Here is a 17,113-nt window from a genome sequence, read left to right as displayed (position 1 = left end):
TCAGAGGCGGATCATAGACGATGATCCGCCCTGGCTCGTAGCCTGTGAGCACAGGGCCCACGCTGGCGAAAGCATTTACTCAGGGTCCGGGATACCGAGTTTTGTATTCAGTCGGCCACGCGATTTGTTGAAAATCTTGTTGCCATTTTCCCTTCCGGCTCGCCGCTTACGCTGTTCCTCTTCCGGTAACTGGCTCTCTTCCAGACAGGCTTCGCTACAGCACCCTTTGAATTTTTCGGCGCATGACGGGCATTGAATGAACAGCAAATGGCAACCATCGTTCACACAGTTAGTATGGCTGTCGCATGGCACACCGCACTGATGGCAATGGGCAATCACGTCATCAGAGATACGCTCTCCCATACGTTCATCAAAAACAAAGTTCTTACCGATAAAACGCACCGGTAACCCTTGTTCACGCGCGCGACGGGCATATTCAATGATCCCGCCTTCGATGTGCCAGACTTTGTTAAAGCCGTTATGTTTCATCCAGGCGCTGGCTTTTTCACAACGGATCCCGCCGGTGCAGTACATGACTATCTTTTTGTCTTTATGTTCCTGCATCATTTCAACCGCTTTTGGCAGTTGTTCGCGGAAGGTGTCGGCAGGAATTTCCAGCGCGCCATCAAAATGGCCCACTTCGTATTCATAGTGGTTGCGCATGTCGATAAAAATCGCATCCGGGTCATCGAGCATCGCGTTCACTTCGGCGGCTTTCAGGTATTCGCCGACATCGCTGGCATTAAACGAGGCATCCTCAATCCCGTCCGCGACGATGCGATCGCGCACTTTCATGCGCAGAACCCAGAATGATTTGCCATCATCGTCAATCGCAATGTTCATACGCAGGCCATTCAGGGCAGGATCGAAGCTGTAGAGATAGGCTTTCAATGCTTCAAACTGGCTTTCCGGCACGCTGATTTGCGCGTTGATCCCTTCATGAGCTAAATATACGCGACCGAACACATTCAGCTTTGTTAAGGCGGTATAGAGTATGTCGCGCGTGACCTGCGGGTTAACGATGGAGAAATATTTATAGAATGAGACGGTCTTGCGCGGCTCGGTTTCTGCAAGCATGCGCGCTTTCAGTTCGTCATTCGAGATGCGGTTGTGTAACACTGGCATGGTGTACGTATCCTGCAATGCGGTAATCAATAAAATCGGGCGGCATCATAAAGCAATTAGTAGCAATTTACATCCACACAATTTGCGCTACATTTCCCTCATTAAAATCATCTTTCAATAACAATAGCCTGGCAATTACGCATTTAACTGGTAGTGATTTTGGTTGATTCGATAAAAATGCGACAATGCAGGAGATTTTTGCTGAGTAAAGGAACGATATGACGCATTTACCTAAATTTTCCCCGTCACTGCTACATCCGCGCTACTGGCTAACCTGGTGCGGTATTGGGTTGTTGTGGCTGGTGGTACAACTGCCTTATCCGGCCATTTATCGCCTGGGTTGCGGTACAGGAAGGCTGGCAATGCGCCTGATGAAGCGCCGCGTGCGTATCGCACATCGCAACCTTGAGCTTTGCTTCCCGCAGATGCCGGAGCAAGAGCGTCAGGAAATGGTCAAAAAGAACTTTGAGTCTGTCGGAATGGGAGTAATGGAGACCGGGATTGCGTGGTTCTGGCCAGACAGACGAATCAATCGCTGGGTGGATGTCATCGGGATGGACAACACGCAAAAACACTTCGCCGAAGGCAAGGGGATTTTGCTTATCGGCGTGCACTTCTTAACGCTTGAGTTGGGGGCACGCGTCTTCGGTATGCATATTCCTGGCATTGGAGTGTATCGGCCCAATGACAATCCCCTGCTGGACTGGCTACAAACGTGGGGACGGTTACGTTCAAACAAGACGATGATAGATCGTAAAGATCTGAAAGGGATGGTGCGCGCACTGAAAAGCGGCGATGTCGTATGGTACGCGCCGGACCACGACTACGGCCCACGCTCCAGCGTCTTTGTACCGTTCTTTGCGGTAGAGCAGACCGCTACCACTACCGGCACATGGATGCTGGCGAAAATGTCTAAATCTTGCCTGGTACCTTTTGTACCGCGTCGTAAACCAGACGGTAAAGGGTATGAACTGATCATGCTGGAAGGTGAAACCACGCCACCGCTGGAGAGTGCAGAAGAGACCGCAGCCTGGATGAATAAAGTTGTTGAGCGCTGCATTCTGATGGCCCCGGAGCAATATATGTGGCTGCATCGTCGCTTCAAAACCCGCCCGGAAGGTGTCCCTTCTCGCTATTAACCTCCTGCGTAGCCTGGTCCGCCGGGCTGCGCTTGTTGTATTTCTTCACATGCTTTCCATTGCAGCTTTTATCACCCGGGCGCATAATTAGCAGGCTTATTATTTTTGATTGCTAATTTTTCGCGTGTGACACGCGTAACGTGGAAGGTAATGTCATCTCCTGCTCCCATAAACTGGAAACGTAATTTGACCGTGGCCTGGGTAGGCTGTTTTTTAACTGGCGCGGCATTTAGTCTGGTCATGCCTTTTTTGCCTCTCTATGTGGAGCTACTCGGCGTTACCGGGCATAGCGCGCTTAACATGTGGTCCGGTCTGGTTTTTAGTATTACTTTTCTTTTTTCCGCAATCGCCTCCCCCTTCTGGGGTGGCCTCGCTGACCGCAAAGGGCGTAAAATAATGCTCCTGCGTTCTGCGCTGGGAATGGCGATTGTCATGGCCCTGATGGGGCTTGCGCAAACTATCTGGCAGTTTCTTGTATTGCGCGCCCTGCTCGGCTTGCTCGGCGGCTTTATCCCGAATGCCAACGCGCTGATCGCAACACAGATGCCACGAAACCGCAGCGGATGGGCGATGGGAACATTATCTACGGGCGGCGTAGCAGGAGCATTGCTTGGCCCACTGGCAGGGGGGCTGCTGGCCGATATGTACGGGCTACGGATGGTCTTTTTTATCACCGCCTCGGTTCTGTTTATCTGCTTTTTGTTAACGCTTTTTTGCATCCGGGAAAATTTCACCCCGGTGGCGAAAAAAGAGATGCTTCATGCAAGAGAAGTTTTCGCTTCGCTGAAAAGTCCGCGCCTCGTGCTGAGTTTGTTTGTCACGACGATGATCATTCAGGTCGCAACGGGATCTATCGCCCCTATCCTGACGCTCTATGTCCGTGAACTGGCAGGTAACGTCGGTAATATTGCATTTATTAGCGGTATGATTGCTTCGGTTCCCGGTATGGCGGCGCTGATGAGCGCACCGCGCCTTGGCCGGCTGGGCGATCGTATCGGCCCGGAAAAGATTTTAATCGCCGCGCTACTGATTTCCGTCTTACTGCTGGTGCCTATGGCCTTTGTACAAACGCCGTGGCAGCTTGGGTTACTGCGTTTTCTCCTGGGTGCCGCCGATGGCGCCCTGCTCCCCGCAGTGCAAACACTGCTGGTCTATAACACGACCCAACAAATTGCAGGCCGTGTATTCAGCTACAACCAGTCATTCCGCGATATCGGTAATGTGACCGGCCCACTGCTCGGCGCAGCGGTCTCGGCAAACTACAGTTTTCGCGCCGTATTCTGCGTTACGGCGGGCATCGTCCTGTTTAACGCTTTTTACTCCTGGGTCAGTTTACAACGTCCCGCGCGCCGCAGAGTCGCTGACCACGTCATCGATGATTAACACCGATGACTGATTTTTTTGTTCGGGCACTTGCAAAACCTCATATTCAACTATTCTTTCCCTGAATACCTCGTCAAACCACAGGGAGAAATTTATGACTATGTACGCTACGCTCGAAGAAGCAATTGATGCTGCTCGCGAAGAGTTCCTGGCCAATAATCCAGGCGTGGAGGAAGAAGATGCCAGTGTGCAGCAATTCAACGTCCAGAAATACGTGCTCCAGGACGGAGACATTATGTGGCAGGCTGAATTCTTCGCAACAGACGAAGAGGAAGGCGAGTGTCTACCGATGTTATCGGGCGAAGCCGCACAGAGTGTTTTTGACGGCGATTTTGATGAGATAGAGCTGCGTCAGGAGTGGCTGGAAGAAAACACGCTACACGAGTGGGATGAAGGGGAATTCCAGCTTGAACCTCCACTTGATACGGAAGAAGGTCAGGCCGCTGCGGATGAGTGGGACGAGCGTTAGTTATTCATACGGACCATGGTGAGCATCAATGGGCAGTAAGAGCGTATCGAACACCAGCGAGAATGGCAGGTCGAGTACGGTAACGTAGCGCCATGCGGAGTCGCGGACATCCCATTTGACGCCAGAGTAGTATTGATTGCCATGCCCCTGGCCAGGGATCGTCCGGCTGATGATGCTGCCACATCCGCTCAGCAGGCATGTCATAAGTGCCACGATAAGAATTCTCACCCATTACCTCACATATCATTATTTACGTAAAAAAATACCGGCCCTGAGGCCGGTATTTTCTCATCTCAGCTTACTTTGCCTTCAGAGCAAGCGGGTTGAGTTTCACATCCTGATAAAAGGTTACCCACGAGAGATACCTCTCTGGCGATGCCCATACACGGTAGTGCAAGCGCGCCATGGTGACAGGATCACTCAGCAGCACCAGACGTCGGTCACGGGTAAGCTTATCCGGGGTCTCGTTCAGCGCCTGCTCAACGTGACGCTCACGGGCGATCTCCAGAATATGCCCGCTACGATGACGCGCGGTTGCCATTGCCGTTGCCAGCGCGTTAAACGACGGGTTGAACACGGCATGCATAAAGCCATCTTCCAGTGAACGCCCGCGGTTCAGCTCCAGATACTTATCAGTATCCACCAGCACCTGCGGCGGAGAGTACTCTTCCGGAATCAGGAACAGCTTCCAGCGCTTGGTACGCAGGCCCGTCGTTGAACGACTGGAAATGACCGACACGAACGGAGACAGGATCAGCGAGAAGACGATCGGCGCCAGCCAGAACAGGAAGCGCAGATCCAGCCATGCCATACCCACTGCCCACACCAGCCCCAGCAACAACTGAGAACCATGACGCATGAACGCCTCGCCCCACGGGGTCGAGTCATCGTCACGCTGCGGTGAGTTCCAGACCACTTCCCAGCCGAGGAATGCGCTGACCACGAATACCGTGTGGAACAGCATACGCACCGGCGCCAGCAGAACGGAGAACAGCACTTCCAGCAGCAGGGAGAGTGTCACCCGTACAAAACCACCGTACTCTTTCGGCCCTTTGCACCAGATCAGAATGATACTCAGCAGTTTCGGTAAAAACAGCAGAACCATCGTTGAGGCAAAGAGCGCGATAGCCAGTTCCGGGCGCCACTGCGGCCATACCGGGAAGAGCTGACGCGGTTGCAGGAAGTATTGCGGCTCTGTTAATGCATGCACCACCTGCAGCGCAGTCGACAAGGCCAGGAACATAAACCACAACGGCGCAGAGAGGTAGGACATCACCCCTGTCAGGAACACCGCACGGTGCACCGGATGCATCCCCTTCACGAGGAACAGACGGAAGTTCATCAGGTTACCGTGACACCAGCGACGGTCGCGTTTGAGCTCATCCAGCAAGTTCGGCGGCAGTTCCTCATATGAGCCTGGCAGGTCATAAGCAATCCAGACGCCCCAGCCCGCACGACGCATCAGCGCGGCTTCAACGAAGTCATGAGAAAGAATCGAACCAGCAAACGAGCCTTCACCCGGCAACGGTGCCAGCGCGCAGTGCTCAATAAACGGCTTCACGCGGATGATCGCGTTGTGACCCCAGTAGTGTGATTCCCCTAACTGCCAGAAGTGCAGGCCTGCGGTGAACAGCGGACCATACACGCGCGTAGCAAATTGCTGGCAGCGGGCGTACAACGTATCCATGCCGGAAGCTTTTGGCGACGACTGAATGATACCGGCATTCGGGTTCGCTTCCATCAGACGCACCAGCCCGGTCAGACAATCACCGGTCATCACGGAGTCGGCGTCCAGCACTACCATGTAGCTGTACTGGCTGCCCCAGCGACGGCAGAAATCATCAATGTTACCGCTTTTACGTTTCACGCGACGGCGACGGCGGCGGTAGAAAATTTGCCCTTCACCTTGCACCTCGGCGATAAGTTCCATCCAGGCTTTCTGCTCAGCAACGCAGATATCCGGGTTGTAACTATCACTGAGTACGTAAACGTCAAAGTGTTCACTGTTACCGGTCGCTTTTACCGACTCCCAGGTCGCACGCAGGCCCGCAAAAACACGATCAACGTCTTCATTGCAGATAGGCATGATCAGCGCAGTGCGGTGCGCAGGATTGAGCGCCTCATCACCGACTGTGGAAGCGGAGATACTGTATTTATCCCGCCCTATCAGCAACTGTAAGAAGCCCATCAGTGCGGTCCAGAAACCGGCCGACACCCAACAGAACAGTACGGCAAACAGAATGAGGATACCGGTCTGCAGCACATACGGCAGTAGCTGCATAAAGGAAACCCACAGATTCTGGCCCACCATGTCCGACGGGTTAATCAGCGCCCAGCCCTGGTAAGGCAGGATGGTTTTCATGTACCAGGTAGCAACGACGGTTTGCGACAGGGTCAGCAGCAGCAGGATGTAACGGCGAATAGAACCCACCGTACGCCATTTTTGCTCGCTGGCCTGCTCTTCTTTGGTCAACCGCGACATATAGCGCGGCTGAACATCGCGACCACGAAGCCTGTCCCAGAAACGCCCAATCGGGTTCGTTCTCCAGGGATCAGGGAACATCGAAGAACGCTTCGCTTTCGGCATTGCCTCCAGTTGCGTGCGCCCTTCATCATCTTTAACGAGTTGACCTTTCGCAAGGGAGTCAGGCCAACTGTGCTCAAGACGCGCTTTTACTGAACCCAGCGGCGAATCATCGTCACGGGTCCAGCTGTGACGCTCATCGTCCAGGGCTTCATGCACAGCACGAATACTCTCTGTCGGCAGCGCTGCCTTTTCCGCATCCGGAAGCGGCAGCGCGTCGATATACTCAGTTGTCTTATTCATTGGAAGGTAACTGATAGCTCCAGGTTTCACTCAGGGTCTTGTCGCCATTGACCAGTGCGGCACGCATATCGGTGGTTTTCTTCGGATCTTTGACCTTCACACGCAGCATTAAACGCCAGCCTTGCGTGACAGGATTATAACGAACGGTATTTTCAACGATTTCACCATTATCACCGATACTGGCCTGCGCGGTGACGGGGGTGTCTTTCGGCAGTTGCTTCATATCCTGACCGGTGAAGTCCACGACAAAGGCCTGCGTACCATCCGGCTGACGAATTAGGTTGGACTGTTTGACATCGCCGGTAGAGCGACGAGTCTGCATCACCCATGCGTTATCCGGGGCATGCAGCTTGTCTTCATCGCGACTAAAGGTGATGGTGTATTTGAAATTCATCTCCTTACCCGGCTCCGGCAGTTGATCCGGCGTCCAGTAAGTGACGATATTATCGTTGGTTTCGTCGTTGGTCGGAATTTCCACCAGCTCAACCTTCCCTTTGCCCCAGTCGCCTTTCGGGGTGATCCAGGCGCTTGGACGCAGGTCATAACGGTCGTCGATATCTTCAAAACGCGAGAACTGACGACCCCGTTGCAGCAGGCCAAAGCCCTGCGGGTTTTCCATAGCGTAACTGCTTACTGCCAGGTGTTTCGGGTTGTTCAGCGGGCGCCAAATCCACTCGCCATTGCCGGCGAGCATCGACAACCCGTTGGAGTCATGCAGTTCAGGGCGGTAGTTGATTGCCGGTGACGGCTGTGATGGTCCGAACAGGAACATACTGGTCAGCGGCGCCACACCCAGTTTGCCCACTTTGTCACGCAAATAGACCTTAGACTGCACGTCAACGACAGTATCGCGCCCTGGAATAATGACAAAGCGATAGGCGCCGGTGGCGCGTGGAGAATCCAGCAGTGCGAAAATGGTCAGACGTTTGTCAGTCGGTTTTGGACGTTCGATCCAGAACTCTTTAAAACGAGGGAACTCCTCCCCTGACGGCAAAGCCGTGTCGATCGCCAGACCACGGGCAGAAAGGCCATACACCTGGCCTGCGCCAATCACACGGAAGTAGCTGGCACCCAGCATACTGACGATTTCATCGTTTTTATCTTTATTATTAATGGGGTAGAGGACTTTGAAACCGGCGAATCCGAGATCTTTGACCGTGTCTTTATCGTGCTGCACGTTACCAAAGTTAAAATAATCCGGGCTGTATTTAATTTTGCGAACAGCGGTAGCAGTGACTTCATTGATAGCAACCGGCGTGTCGAAGTACATGCCCTGGTGATAGAATTCAAGCTTAAATGGGGTATTAATGGCGCTCCAGTAGGCCTTATCATGGTTGAATTGAATCTGCTGATAATCCGCATATTTCATCTCGCGGAATACGGACGGCAGATTGCTTTTTGGCGCTTCGTAACCTTTGCCTGCTAAGGATTGTGCCTGTTTTGCGACATCGTCAATGGAAAAAGCCCAGCCTGATGACGTATAAAATGACAACAGTACCGCAGCACCCAACCAACGCATTTTCATCATTCGTAATTTAGGTTTCATAATAACTAAGCACTTCCCCCTTTGTGTGCTTAAATCGATCCGATCCATTTTAATGGAAACATTGGCATTCCGACAACTGAATCCCCGCTTTGTTCAGCACACCGGCTCAGTGAATAAGCAAATGAAACTAACCCTTTATCGTTTTGCGTACTTATCCTGGAGACAGTCTATCGGTCATAGTGTAGGGTTGATTAGGAATGTAATCATTATTTGTCTTATGGATAAGACGAAAAGTCTGAGAGTTAAAGGAGTCATATGAGCAGAATACCCGCACAACGTGAATATTTCCTTGATTCCATCCGCGCGTGGTTAATGTTGCTTGGGATCCCTTTTCACATTTCGCTGATTTACTCGAGCCATATGTGGCACGTGAACAGTGCGCACCCGTCATGGTGGCTGACCTTATTCAATGACGCGATCCACGCCTTCCGTATGCAGGTGTTTTTCGTCATTTCCGGCTACTTCTCTTACATGCTTTATCTGCGCTACCCGCTACAACGCTGGTGGACTGTACGTGTAGAGCGTGTTGGCATTCCAATGCTGACGGCCATTCCACTGCTCACGCTTCCGCAATTTATCATGTTGCAATACGTCAACGGACGTACCCAGGACTGGCATACGTTATCGCTGTACGACAAATTCAATACTCTGGTGTGGGAGCTGATTTCCCATCTCTGGTTTTTGTTGGTACTGGTGGTGCTTACAACCGTCAGCATGTGGCTGTTCCGGAGAATTAAAAGCAATGCGGCGCGCCTGCTCGACAACATAACGCTCGGCAAACTTTCCGTTGCGTTCCTGGCATTCGGCATCCTTTATGCTGCATTCCGCCGACTCGTATTCATAATTTATCCTGATATATTGCGCGACGGGTTGTTCAATTTCGCCGTCATGCAATCACTGTTTTATATCCCGTTTTTCCTGTTGGGAGCGCTGACCTTTATTAACCCGCGATTAAAATCGCTGTTTGTTAATCCCTCCCCTGCCTGCTTTGCGGGTTCGCTCATCGGTTTTGCCGCGTATCTTCTGAATCAACACTATGGCAGCGGCGATGGCTGGATGTATGAAACCGAGTCGGTAATTACCATGCTGCTGGGTCTGTGGATGGTGAATGTGGTCTTTTCACTGGGCCACCGAATGCTGAATTTCCAGTCTGCACGCGTGAGTTATTTTGTTAACGCATCGCTGTTTATCTATCTGGTACACCATCCGTTAACACTGCTGTTCGGCGCGTGGATAACCCCACACATCCATTCCAACTTGCTGGGATTTACCACCGGCCTGGTGTTTGTCATTGGATCTGCGCTACTGCTGTATGAGGCGCACCTGCGTATCCCGCTACTGCGTTTCCTCTTTTCAGGCAAACCGGAAAGCAAAACCAGCAATACCCATGCAACAGCGCGTTAAGGCAACAATGGCTGCCTGGAAATCAGAGCAGCCATTCAACCGGAAGCCGCGATGCCAGCCGTACCAGCATTCGCTGCCAGAACCGCGTCTGCGGTTCTTTTTTCAGCACCGTCTCCTTGCCGTTCTGCAACTCTACCCAATTAATACGCCCCCAACGATCAAGGCGCAGTTGCCACGCCGCCGCACGCTGACTGCGTAAAAAACGGTGGTGGATGCGCTGGGCCAAATCAGCACTGTCGATCACAAAACCCATTTCCGTATTCAGCATTGCCGAACGTGGATCAAAATTAAACGAACCGATGAAGACCTTTTCGCCATCGATACTGAATGTTTTGGCGTGTAGGCTGGAACCGGAGTTCCCGGTCAGCCCACGGTCATGGACCGGGTGTGCCTCATCACGGGTTGGCTTTAGCTCATACAATGCTATTCCATGACGGAGCAGCTTTTTACGCCAGCGTGCATAGCCCGCATGCACCACAGAAACATCGTTCGCTGCCAGAGAGTTCGTAAGAATAGCGATACTTACGCCTTTGCGCGCAAGACGAATGAGCTGGGCAACCCCCCGACGTCCGGGAACAAAATAGGCCGAGATAATATCCACCTGCCGTTCAGGCGTCCCCATCACATTATTCAGACGCTCCGGTAACAAGGTATGCGTGTGTGCTTTCCCCTGCCCTTTACGTGGATCATCGCTTAATAGCCTGGTCTTCGCCCACACAATCGGTAACGTCCCGGACTCCAACTGACTGGCAAAGGGGGTAGATTCAAGCTTGTTGCGGTAGCGGACAGCGGTGATGTCCTGATACCAGGCCTCCGGCAAACGGATGCGCCCGGCAATCTCTTCCTGTGGCAAGTCCAGCACCGCATGCAACGGTGACACGGACTCACTGTGCCAGTAGCGGGAAAAATCATCACTGACATCGCGCACCACCGGGCCTATCGCCATAACATCAAGGTCGGTAAATAACGGTTCTTCCCCGGCGCCAAAATAAGCATCCCCGACGTTGCGTCCGCCGACCAGCGTCACCACACCATCGACAGTGAAACTTTTATTGTGCATACGACGGTTGAGGCGCGCGAAATCAGTAAGGTAGCCCAGCGCACGCAGCGTGCGGAATGAGAAGGGATTGAACAGGCGCACCTCAATACGTGGATGGGCATCAAGCTGGCGTAGAACATCATCCATGCCAAGCGTATTGTTATCATCCAACAACAACCGGACATGAACACCGCGCTCCGCGGCCTCCAGCAGCGCCAGCAATAGCAGTCGGCCAGACATGTCGTCCTCCCAGATGTAATACTGCACATCCAGAGTACGTTGCGCCATTTCTGCCAGACGGTAACGTGCCACAAAGGCATCCAGGCTGTCATCAAGCGCCACCAGCCCGCACAGGCCCGGGTGGGCCTCGCACAATGGCGTAACCGCTCGCCCCAACCGCGTATCCTGCGGCGGAGTCACGTGCTCTTGCGAGGGAAAATCAGGTTCATCGAGTATTTTTATGGTCATAGCTGTCAAAGTATATCCGCCAGCGCCGCGTCGGGTGGGTTAGAAAATCCGAAACGCATCGCCCTGGCGTTGTGCGTCTGCATTACTTTCGCTAATGTTTTCCGTTAACTTTAAAAAGAAACGCAGCGGTACCTTGTCAGCGTTCTCTCCTCAGGCATTATTTTCAGCTCCGCGCTGTGTCAGCAGTCGCCGATACAACGCGGTATTTTCTTCATCAAAACAGACAAACACTACGCGACGTATTTGCGGATGGTCAGCCAGAAATGCCGCAACAGTATTGATGGCGACTTCCGCTGCGGCCGCTTTAGGATAACCGTAAACCCCGGTGCTGATTGCCGGAAAGGCAATGGATTCAAAGTTATTGGCTTCGGCCAGCATCAGACTGTTGCGATAGGCATCTTCCAGCAGGTGAACGTCATGATCATCTCCACCATGCCATACCGGACCAACAGTATGCACAACGGCTTTTGCCGGTAACTTTCCGGCTGTGGTGATCACTGCATGTCCGGGCGGACAATCTCCTTGCTCCTGGCGCACGCGCCGACAGGCTTCCAGCAATGCCGGACCGGCCGCCCGATGAATGGCCCCGTCCACCCCACCGCCGCCAAGCAGTGATGAATTTGCCGCATTAACGATAACGTCCACGCTGACGGTGGTGATATCCCCTTGAATAACCTGCATTGTCGCTTGCATGTTCCTGCCTCATAGCTTTCTCTTCTCTCAAGTGTAGCGCAGCCAGGAATGAAATTTGATCAGGCCCGGTCTGCATTACTGCGCAAATTGAGCCTGTAAAACGATTAGTTATAGGTAATGTCCATCACAGCCAGCGTATGCGCCGGATTGAGGTAGTTGATTTTCATGGTCACAAGGTTGCCTAAGCCACTCTGCTCCTGGGTAAGCTTTTTTAGGGAGAATTGTTGAGTTTTAGCCTGTCCCTGGCGGTCGCATGCCACCGTCGCCTTGTGAGCGTCGACGCTGACATCGCATGGGCTTTCGACAATCGCCCCTTCAAAATAGATAACCCCGCCGGTCGACGCCATCGAAACGGAACTGCATACGGCAGACAAAAGGAGTGCTGGAAGAAACAGCATGCTGGAAGCTGACATATAAACCTCAATAATGGGTGGTCTTTGCAGATGGTGAGAGTGGCACCGCTCAGACACCTCATAAAAACAAGATGTCAACTTTATGTATACATTAACTAATCAAATTTAACAGCATTGAAACAAACTATTTTCATCAAGAAACATTCATGAAATGAATGCGTTATATCTTTTGTTGTGAAGTCCAGTGCCTGGATACATTCACTGACTGCCCATCGGTGACGGTAACGACAATATCGACACTATCTTGCGCTTCAATATTCATACTTAACCGCATCAACGACGTCGGTTGATTAGCGATAAATTGAATAGTTTTACGCTGCTGGGTACGACTCTGGCCGCCTTGCCCCTCTCGTGTTGCCAGAATCTGTACCTGACAGACGCAATTTTCGGTGAGTAAAACCTGTGGGGTAATCGTATACATATCGCCAACGCGGGTCGTGTCAAAGGTAATCTGGCTGGACAGAGCGGCAAGTAATAACAATGTGTTCATAACGCCTCCCAAAAAGAAACAGGGCCGTAGCCCTGTCTCTTCAAACGATATGTCTGTTAGTACTGGTTGGCAGTTGCATTGTTGCCGAAACCAACCTGGTGTACGTTGACGGTAGAGCCAGAAGCAGTCTGATTAACCAACGCGCCGTTGCCACCACCATACTGGCTTACAGAGATAGTAGAATCTCTGCTATTCCACTGGTCAATCGTTGCACTGTTATGGAAACCATTTTGTGACAGGCTGATGGTGCTGTCGTCAGAACCCTGGCCAACATCAGCGCCGTTGCTTGAGCCATTCTGACGGATTGTAGTGGAAGAGTCGCGAGCATCGGATTGCAGTGCCAGTGCGGAGTTACTGCTACCGGTCTGATAGATACTCAGTACTGAATCCGGACCACCATAGTTATGACCGCCATGATCTGAGAACTGCGGGACGCTGCCTGCAAAAGCACTGGCTGAAACGACGATCGCTGCTACTGCTGCCACTTTGAAAAGTTTCATGGTAAACCCCCATCGGATTGATTTTAAAGCCACAATGGCATCAACGTTGTATAACGCGTATGTCCATCTGCGACTGTCTCTGGACAACGACTGCTGTTTTCTGTGTACCGTACTGTGTAATGCTCGCTCTGTTACCCGACCCTTTTTGGATAATCATTGCGGTATTGCCGTAAGCCCCTTGCGTAATATTCGCGTCATTGGCACTGCCTGACTGATCGATATATGCAAGGTTATATGCTCCTGACTGGTCAATTTTTGCCGAATTGCTCCCACCATTCTGGGAAATAACTGACAATAACTTCGAGCCTGCCTGGCTAATTTGTGCGTTATTATTTGCACCGGATTGACCAATAATGGCCGCTTTATTGTAGGCAGCGGCGCTTAATTCATTCACCGCCAGGTTATATTCCGAACCGGCCATATCATAACCCGTAGCGGCGGCAAACCCAGGTGCACCCAGCATCGTTAACATCATAAATAACAACTTGTTTTTCATGTTGTCACCCTGGACCTGGTCATTTATTAAAAAGACAGTTTAAATATTTGTCACGCCAGCGATAACATCGTCAATTAATTTGTTAACGCTGCGTTACGGAAATCAGTATGGGCAGTGAGAAAAATAAAATATCTCACCCGTGATTCGTATTTTTTACTTTCCACTTAAGACCAAAGTATGAACATTTGTATTGTTACCGGTACGCGCATATAGAGAGCGTATATTGACTTTTTTGGCAGGTGGGTTTGCTTATAACAATTTGGTTGTAACGAAGTAATCCGTAAGCAGGTTCTGAGAAGGAGATAACATTTCTTTTCTCGCCCTTCACAATCGTTCCTTTTTTTACTGCACAAACCGAACATCGACCCTCATACCAAAACCTTTGTTGTGGCATTACCCATACTACTTTAAGGTTATTATTAAAAACCATTAAAAACAATTACATATATTAATTTGTATGATTTTTAAAATGTGTGCAAGTATGATTTCATGTACAACTTACCTATCAAAACTAAACAATAAAAAAACCACAATGAAATATTTTAATATTTATTTTTACATTAGGTTACATGTTTAACACTTGCTTTAAGAAGGGCAAAGACTAGATTGGAATTAGCAGTACACATTTAGATTTATTAATTTCCCTTACTCGTTAGGGATTAAGTATTTATTACTACACACAGCAACACAGCATCTGTCAGTACTTCTGGTTCCCCACCTTTGGGTGGGGAAGCTGCGGATGTCTTTAACGCGGGGTTTCATCATGTTCAGTGAAGTCCATAGTTCGTACAATCATACATTGTTGTTAATTACCAAACCCTCCTTGCAGGCAACAGCCTTGTTGCAGCATTTGAAGCATTCTCTGTCGATGAGCGGGAAACTGCATAATATTCAACGCTCGCTGGAGGACATTCCCGGCGATTGTGTGGTGTTATTCGATATGATGGAGGCGGATAAGAAAATCATCCAATACTGGCAGGACATTTTGTCCAGAAAAAACAATACATTAAAAGTATTGTTAATGAATACGCCGGAGGAATATCCGTTCCGTGATATCGAAAACTGGCCGCATATCAATGGGGTATTTTATGTCTCGGAAGATGAATCCCGTATGGTTGAGGGGTTGCAAGGGATCCTGCGCGGTGAGTGCTACTTTTCGCAAAAGCTTGCCAGCTACTTAATCACCCACTCTGGAAATTATCGGTACAGCAGTTCGGAATCCGCGTTGCTGACACACCGGGAAAAAGAGATTTTGAATAAGTTGCGCATTGGCGCATCCAATATTGAAATCGCCCGCTCTCTGTTTATCAGCGAAAATACAGTTAAAACACATCTTTATAACCTTTTCAAAAAGATAGCAGTAAAAAACCGTACTCAGGCGGTCTCCTGGGCCAACGACAATCTCAGGCGTTAATGCCATGAAACGCGTATCGCACTACCTTGCGGCTGCAACACTCTTGCTGGCCGCCGGGAATCTGCACGCTGTCGAAGTGGAGATTCCCGGTTTACTCACCGACCATACGGTTTCTTCGATCGGACACGATTTTTATCGTGCTTTTAGTGATAAGTGGGAAAGTACCTGGACAGGGAATTTAACTATCAATGAAAGACCAAGTGCTCGCTGGGGAAGCTGGATAACCATCACGATTAATCAAAGTGTTGTGTATCAGACTTTTATGTTCCCGACACGGCGTGATTTTGACAAGAATGTTGATATTGCACTTGCACAGACACACGAAGCACTCGACCGTCGCCAAATTGATCAGGCATTACTCAGCACCCGCGATTTAGCGACAGATGAATTCTAAAACACGATAAACATCCGGAGGGTAACATGCGTATTGCATATGCCGTCATTTCATTAATGTTGATAACGCCATCAAGTTGGGCCGGGCAAATGACGTTCCAGTTCCGCAACCCTAATTTCGGGGGCAACCCTAATAACGGCGCATTTTTATTAAATAGCGCGCAAGCACAAAACTCTTATAAAGATCCAAGCTATAAAGATCTTGGCGTTGAGACGACATCGGCACTTGATAATTTTACTCAGGCTATTCAATCACAAATACTGGGTGGATTATTAACAAATATAAATTCCGGCAAACCTGGTCGAATGGTAACTAGCGACTTTATCGTTGATATTGCCAATAAAGATGGACAGTTACAATTAAATGTAACTGACAGAAAAACAGGCAAAACGTCAACTATTCAGGTTTCAGGTTTGCAAAACGGTTCAACCGATTTTTAAGGCATCGCCATTACAGGACAATAATCATGCAGCGCTTATTCATACTTCTGGCCGTGTGTTTATTAAGCGGATGCTTAACCGCGCCGCCAAAACAAGCCGCCAAACCTACGTTATTACCCCGGGCACAAAGCTACAGTGATTTAACGCATTTGCCGCTGCCGTCCGGTAAAATATATGTGTCGGTATATAACATTCAGGATGAAACCGGGCAGTTTAAACCCTACCCGGCCAGTAACTTCTCGACCGCGGTTCCGCAGAGCGCTACCTCCATGCTGGTGACGGCGCTAAAAGATTCACGCTGGTTTGTTCCACTGGAACGCCAGGGGCTGCAGAATTTGCTGAATGAACGCAAAATCATTCGCGCGGCGCAGGAAAACGGCACGGTTGCTATTAATAACCGCTTCCCGCTCCAGTCATTGACCGCTGCGAATGTAATGATTGAAGGCTCGATAATTGGTTATGAAAGCAATGTCAAATCTGGGGGCATAGGCGCACGTTATTTCGGTATAGGTGCCGACACGCAATATCAACTCGACCAGATCGCCGTTAACCTACGCGTGGTCAATGTCAGTACCGGTGAAGTGCTCTCGTCAGTAAATACCAGTAAGACTATTTTGTCCTATGAAGTGCAGGCTGGGGTATTTCGTTTTATTGATTATCAGCGTCTGCTGGAAGGCGAAGTGGGTTACACGGCTAATGAACCGGTCATGCTTTGCCTGATGTCTGCTATCGAGACCGGGGTCATTCTGTTGATTAATGATGGTATCGATCGCGGGTTGTGGGATCTGCAAAACAAGGCAGAGAGCAAAAACGAAGTGCTGGTCAAATATCGCGAGATGGCGGCGATGCCTCCGCAATCCTGATGGTAAATAC

18 protein-coding genes are annotated in these 17,113 nt (G+C 50.5%); 8 read left to right on the top strand and 10 right to left on the bottom strand.

Annotated features, from left to right (window positions below):
- Nucleotides 1–75: 75 nt before the first annotated feature.
- Nucleotides 76–1,125, bottom strand: a complete 1,050-nt coding sequence (trhO, locus tag L2097_RS03665) for an oxygen-dependent tRNA uridine(34) hydroxylase TrhO (protein WP_250352148.1) — start codon at nt 1,123–1,125, stop codon at nt 76–78.
- A 218-nt stretch (nt 1,126–1,343) separates the two neighbouring features.
- Between trhO and L2097_RS03660 the strand changes: the two genes are divergently transcribed.
- The 3 genes from L2097_RS03660 to L2097_RS03650 all read left to right on the top strand — a co-directional run bounded on the left by L2097_RS03660 (nt 1,344) and on the right by L2097_RS03650 (nt 4,116).
- Nucleotides 1,344–2,264, top strand: a complete 921-nt coding sequence (locus L2097_RS03660; RefSeq protein ID WP_047369828.1) for a Kdo(2)-lipid IV(A) acyltransferase — start codon at nt 1,344–1,346, stop codon at nt 2,262–2,264.
- Nucleotides 2,265–2,414: 150 nt separating this feature from the next.
- Complete coding sequence (gene mdtG / locus L2097_RS03655; RefSeq protein ID WP_085006716.1) at nt 2,415–3,647, top strand: multidrug efflux MFS transporter MdtG; 1,233 nt, start codon at nt 2,415–2,417, stop codon at nt 3,645–3,647.
- 94 nt (nt 3,648–3,741) lie between these two features.
- Nucleotides 3,742–4,116 (top strand): MysB family protein, encoded by a 375-nt coding sequence (locus L2097_RS03650; protein ID WP_047369826.1) that lies wholly within the window; start codon nt 3,742–3,744, stop codon nt 4,114–4,116.
- Here L2097_RS03650 and L2097_RS03645 read toward each other — a convergent pair whose 3' ends face one another.
- The 3 genes from L2097_RS03645 to mdoG all read right to left on the bottom strand — a co-directional run bounded on the left by L2097_RS03645 (nt 4,117) and on the right by mdoG (nt 8,489).
- Nucleotides 4,117–4,344 (bottom strand): YceK/YidQ family lipoprotein, encoded by a 228-nt coding sequence (locus L2097_RS03645; RefSeq protein ID WP_047369825.1) that lies wholly within the window; start codon nt 4,342–4,344, stop codon nt 4,117–4,119. It lies immediately after the preceding gene.
- Between the two features lie 70 nt (nt 4,345–4,414).
- The gene (gene mdoH / locus L2097_RS03640; RefSeq protein WP_250352147.1) at nt 4,415–6,943 is read right to left on the bottom strand and encodes a glucans biosynthesis glucosyltransferase MdoH; all 2,529 of its coding nucleotides are present in this window, start codon (nt 6,941–6,943) and stop codon (nt 4,415–4,417) included.
- The gene (gene mdoG / locus L2097_RS03635) at nt 6,936–8,489 is read right to left on the bottom strand and encodes a glucans biosynthesis protein MdoG (RefSeq protein WP_250352146.1); all 1,554 of its coding nucleotides are present in this window, start codon (nt 8,487–8,489) and stop codon (nt 6,936–6,938) included. The genes mdoH and mdoG overlap by 8 nt, the downstream gene beginning before the upstream one ends.
- Before the next feature lie 255 nt (nt 8,490–8,744).
- Between mdoG and mdoC the strand changes: the two genes are divergently transcribed.
- Nucleotides 8,745–9,893, top strand: a complete 1,149-nt coding sequence (gene mdoC / locus L2097_RS03630) for a glucans biosynthesis protein MdoC (RefSeq protein ID WP_047369822.1) — start codon at nt 8,745–8,747, stop codon at nt 9,891–9,893.
- Nucleotides 9,894–9,915: 22 nt separating this feature from the next.
- Here mdoC and L2097_RS03625 read toward each other — a convergent pair whose 3' ends face one another.
- The 6 genes from L2097_RS03625 to csgB form a co-directional block, all read right to left on the bottom strand.
- Nucleotides 9,916–11,400, bottom strand: a complete 1,485-nt coding sequence (locus tag L2097_RS03625; RefSeq protein ID WP_082137036.1) for a phospholipase D family protein — start codon at nt 11,398–11,400, stop codon at nt 9,916–9,918.
- Between the two features lie 150 nt (nt 11,401–11,550).
- A complete protein-coding gene (ymdB, locus tag L2097_RS03620) occupies nt 11,551–12,093 on the bottom strand; it encodes an O-acetyl-ADP-ribose deacetylase (RefSeq protein WP_085006713.1) in 543 nt (180 codons plus the stop codon).
- 104 nt (nt 12,094–12,197) lie between these two features.
- A complete protein-coding gene (locus L2097_RS03615; protein WP_250352145.1) occupies nt 12,198–12,506 on the bottom strand; it encodes a YmdA family protein in 309 nt (102 codons plus the stop codon).
- 160 nt (nt 12,507–12,666) lie between these two features.
- Entirely contained in the window at nt 12,667–12,996 is a 330-nt protein-coding gene (csgC, locus tag L2097_RS03610; RefSeq protein ID WP_250352144.1) for a curli assembly chaperone CsgC, read from the bottom strand.
- A gap of 56 nt (nt 12,997–13,052) precedes the next feature.
- Nucleotides 13,053–13,496 (bottom strand): curli major subunit CsgA, encoded by a 444-nt coding sequence (gene csgA / locus L2097_RS03605; protein ID WP_047369819.1) that lies wholly within the window; start codon nt 13,494–13,496, stop codon nt 13,053–13,055.
- A 40-nt stretch (nt 13,497–13,536) separates the two neighbouring features.
- Entirely contained in the window at nt 13,537–13,992 is a 456-nt protein-coding gene (gene csgB / locus L2097_RS03600; protein ID WP_047369818.1) for a curli minor subunit CsgB, read from the bottom strand.
- A 763-nt stretch (nt 13,993–14,755) separates the two neighbouring features.
- Between csgB and csgD the strand changes: the two genes are divergently transcribed.
- The 4 genes from csgD to csgG are packed head-to-tail and all read left to right on the top strand — an operon-like array spanning nt 14,756 to nt 17,103.
- Entirely contained in the window at nt 14,756–15,406 is a 651-nt protein-coding gene (gene csgD / locus L2097_RS03595) for a biofilm master transcriptional regulator CsgD (RefSeq protein ID WP_047373244.1), read from the top strand.
- Between the two features lie 4 nt (nt 15,407–15,410).
- On the top strand, nt 15,411–15,800 hold the full coding sequence (gene csgE, locus L2097_RS03590) for a curli production assembly/transport protein CsgE (protein ID WP_047369817.1): 390 nt from the start codon (nt 15,411–15,413) through the stop codon (nt 15,798–15,800).
- A gap of 26 nt (nt 15,801–15,826) precedes the next feature.
- Nucleotides 15,827–16,240 carry a curli production assembly/transport protein CsgF gene (gene csgF / locus L2097_RS03585; RefSeq protein WP_047369816.1) on the top strand — a complete coding sequence of 138 codons (414 nt, stop codon included), beginning with the start codon at nt 15,827–15,829 and terminating at the stop codon, nt 16,238–16,240.
- 26 nt (nt 16,241–16,266) lie between these two features.
- Complete coding sequence (csgG, locus tag L2097_RS03580) at nt 16,267–17,103, top strand: curli production assembly/transport protein CsgG (protein ID WP_047369815.1); 837 nt, start codon at nt 16,267–16,269, stop codon at nt 17,101–17,103.
- Nucleotides 17,104–17,113: the final 10 nt, after the last annotated feature.

This window comes from Citrobacter sp. MNAZ 1397 (genome assembly GCF_023613995.1).
Taxonomy (GTDB): domain Bacteria; phylum Pseudomonadota; class Gammaproteobacteria; order Enterobacterales; family Enterobacteriaceae; genus Phytobacter; species Phytobacter ursingii.
The sequence above is the reverse complement of the archived record's forward strand: the minus strand, read 5'-3'. Positions and strand labels throughout refer to the sequence as shown.

Coding starts and splice junctions, on each gene's coding strand:
- mdoC (WP_047369822.1), top strand. CDS start 8,745: ATGAGCAGAATACCCGCACAACGTGAATATTTCCTTGATTCCATCCGC.
- mdtG (WP_085006716.1), top strand. CDS start 2,415: ATGTCATCTCCTGCTCCCATAAACTGGAAACGTAATTTGACCGTGGCC.
- L2097_RS03615 (WP_250352145.1), bottom strand. CDS start 12,506: ATGTCAGCTTCCAGCATGCTGTTTCTTCCAGCACTCCTTTTGTCTGCC.
- mdoH (WP_250352147.1), bottom strand. CDS start 6,943: ATGAATAAGACAACTGAGTATATCGACGCGCTGCCGCTTCCGGATGCG.
- csgG (WP_047369815.1), top strand. CDS start 16,267: ATGCAGCGCTTATTCATACTTCTGGCCGTGTGTTTATTAAGCGGATGC.
- csgB (WP_047369818.1), bottom strand. CDS start 13,992: ATGAAAAACAAGTTGTTATTTATGATGTTAACGATGCTGGGTGCACCT.
- csgA (WP_047369819.1), bottom strand. CDS start 13,496: ATGAAACTTTTCAAAGTGGCAGCAGTAGCAGCGATCGTCGTTTCAGCC.
- csgF (WP_047369816.1), top strand. CDS start 15,827: ATGCGTATTGCATATGCCGTCATTTCATTAATGTTGATAACGCCATCA.
- L2097_RS03650 (WP_047369826.1), top strand. CDS start 3,742: ATGACTATGTACGCTACGCTCGAAGAAGCAATTGATGCTGCTCGCGAA.
- ymdB (WP_085006713.1), bottom strand. CDS start 12,093: ATGCAAGCGACAATGCAGGTTATTCAAGGGGATATCACCACCGTCAGC.
- csgD (WP_047373244.1), top strand. CDS start 14,756: ATGTTCAGTGAAGTCCATAGTTCGTACAATCATACATTGTTGTTAATT.
- csgC (WP_250352144.1), bottom strand. CDS start 12,996: ATGAACACATTGTTATTACTTGCCGCTCTGTCCAGCCAGATTACCTTT.
- L2097_RS03625 (WP_082137036.1), bottom strand. CDS start 11,400: ATGACCATAAAAATACTCGATGAACCTGATTTTCCCTCGCAAGAGCAC.
- L2097_RS03660 (WP_047369828.1), top strand. CDS start 1,344: ATGACGCATTTACCTAAATTTTCCCCGTCACTGCTACATCCGCGCTAC.
- mdoG (WP_250352146.1), bottom strand. CDS start 8,489: ATGAAACCTAAATTACGAATGATGAAAATGCGTTGGTTGGGTGCTGCG.
- csgE (WP_047369817.1), top strand. CDS start 15,411: ATGAAACGCGTATCGCACTACCTTGCGGCTGCAACACTCTTGCTGGCC.
- trhO (WP_250352148.1), bottom strand. CDS start 1,125: ATGCCAGTGTTACACAACCGCATCTCGAATGACGAACTGAAAGCGCGC.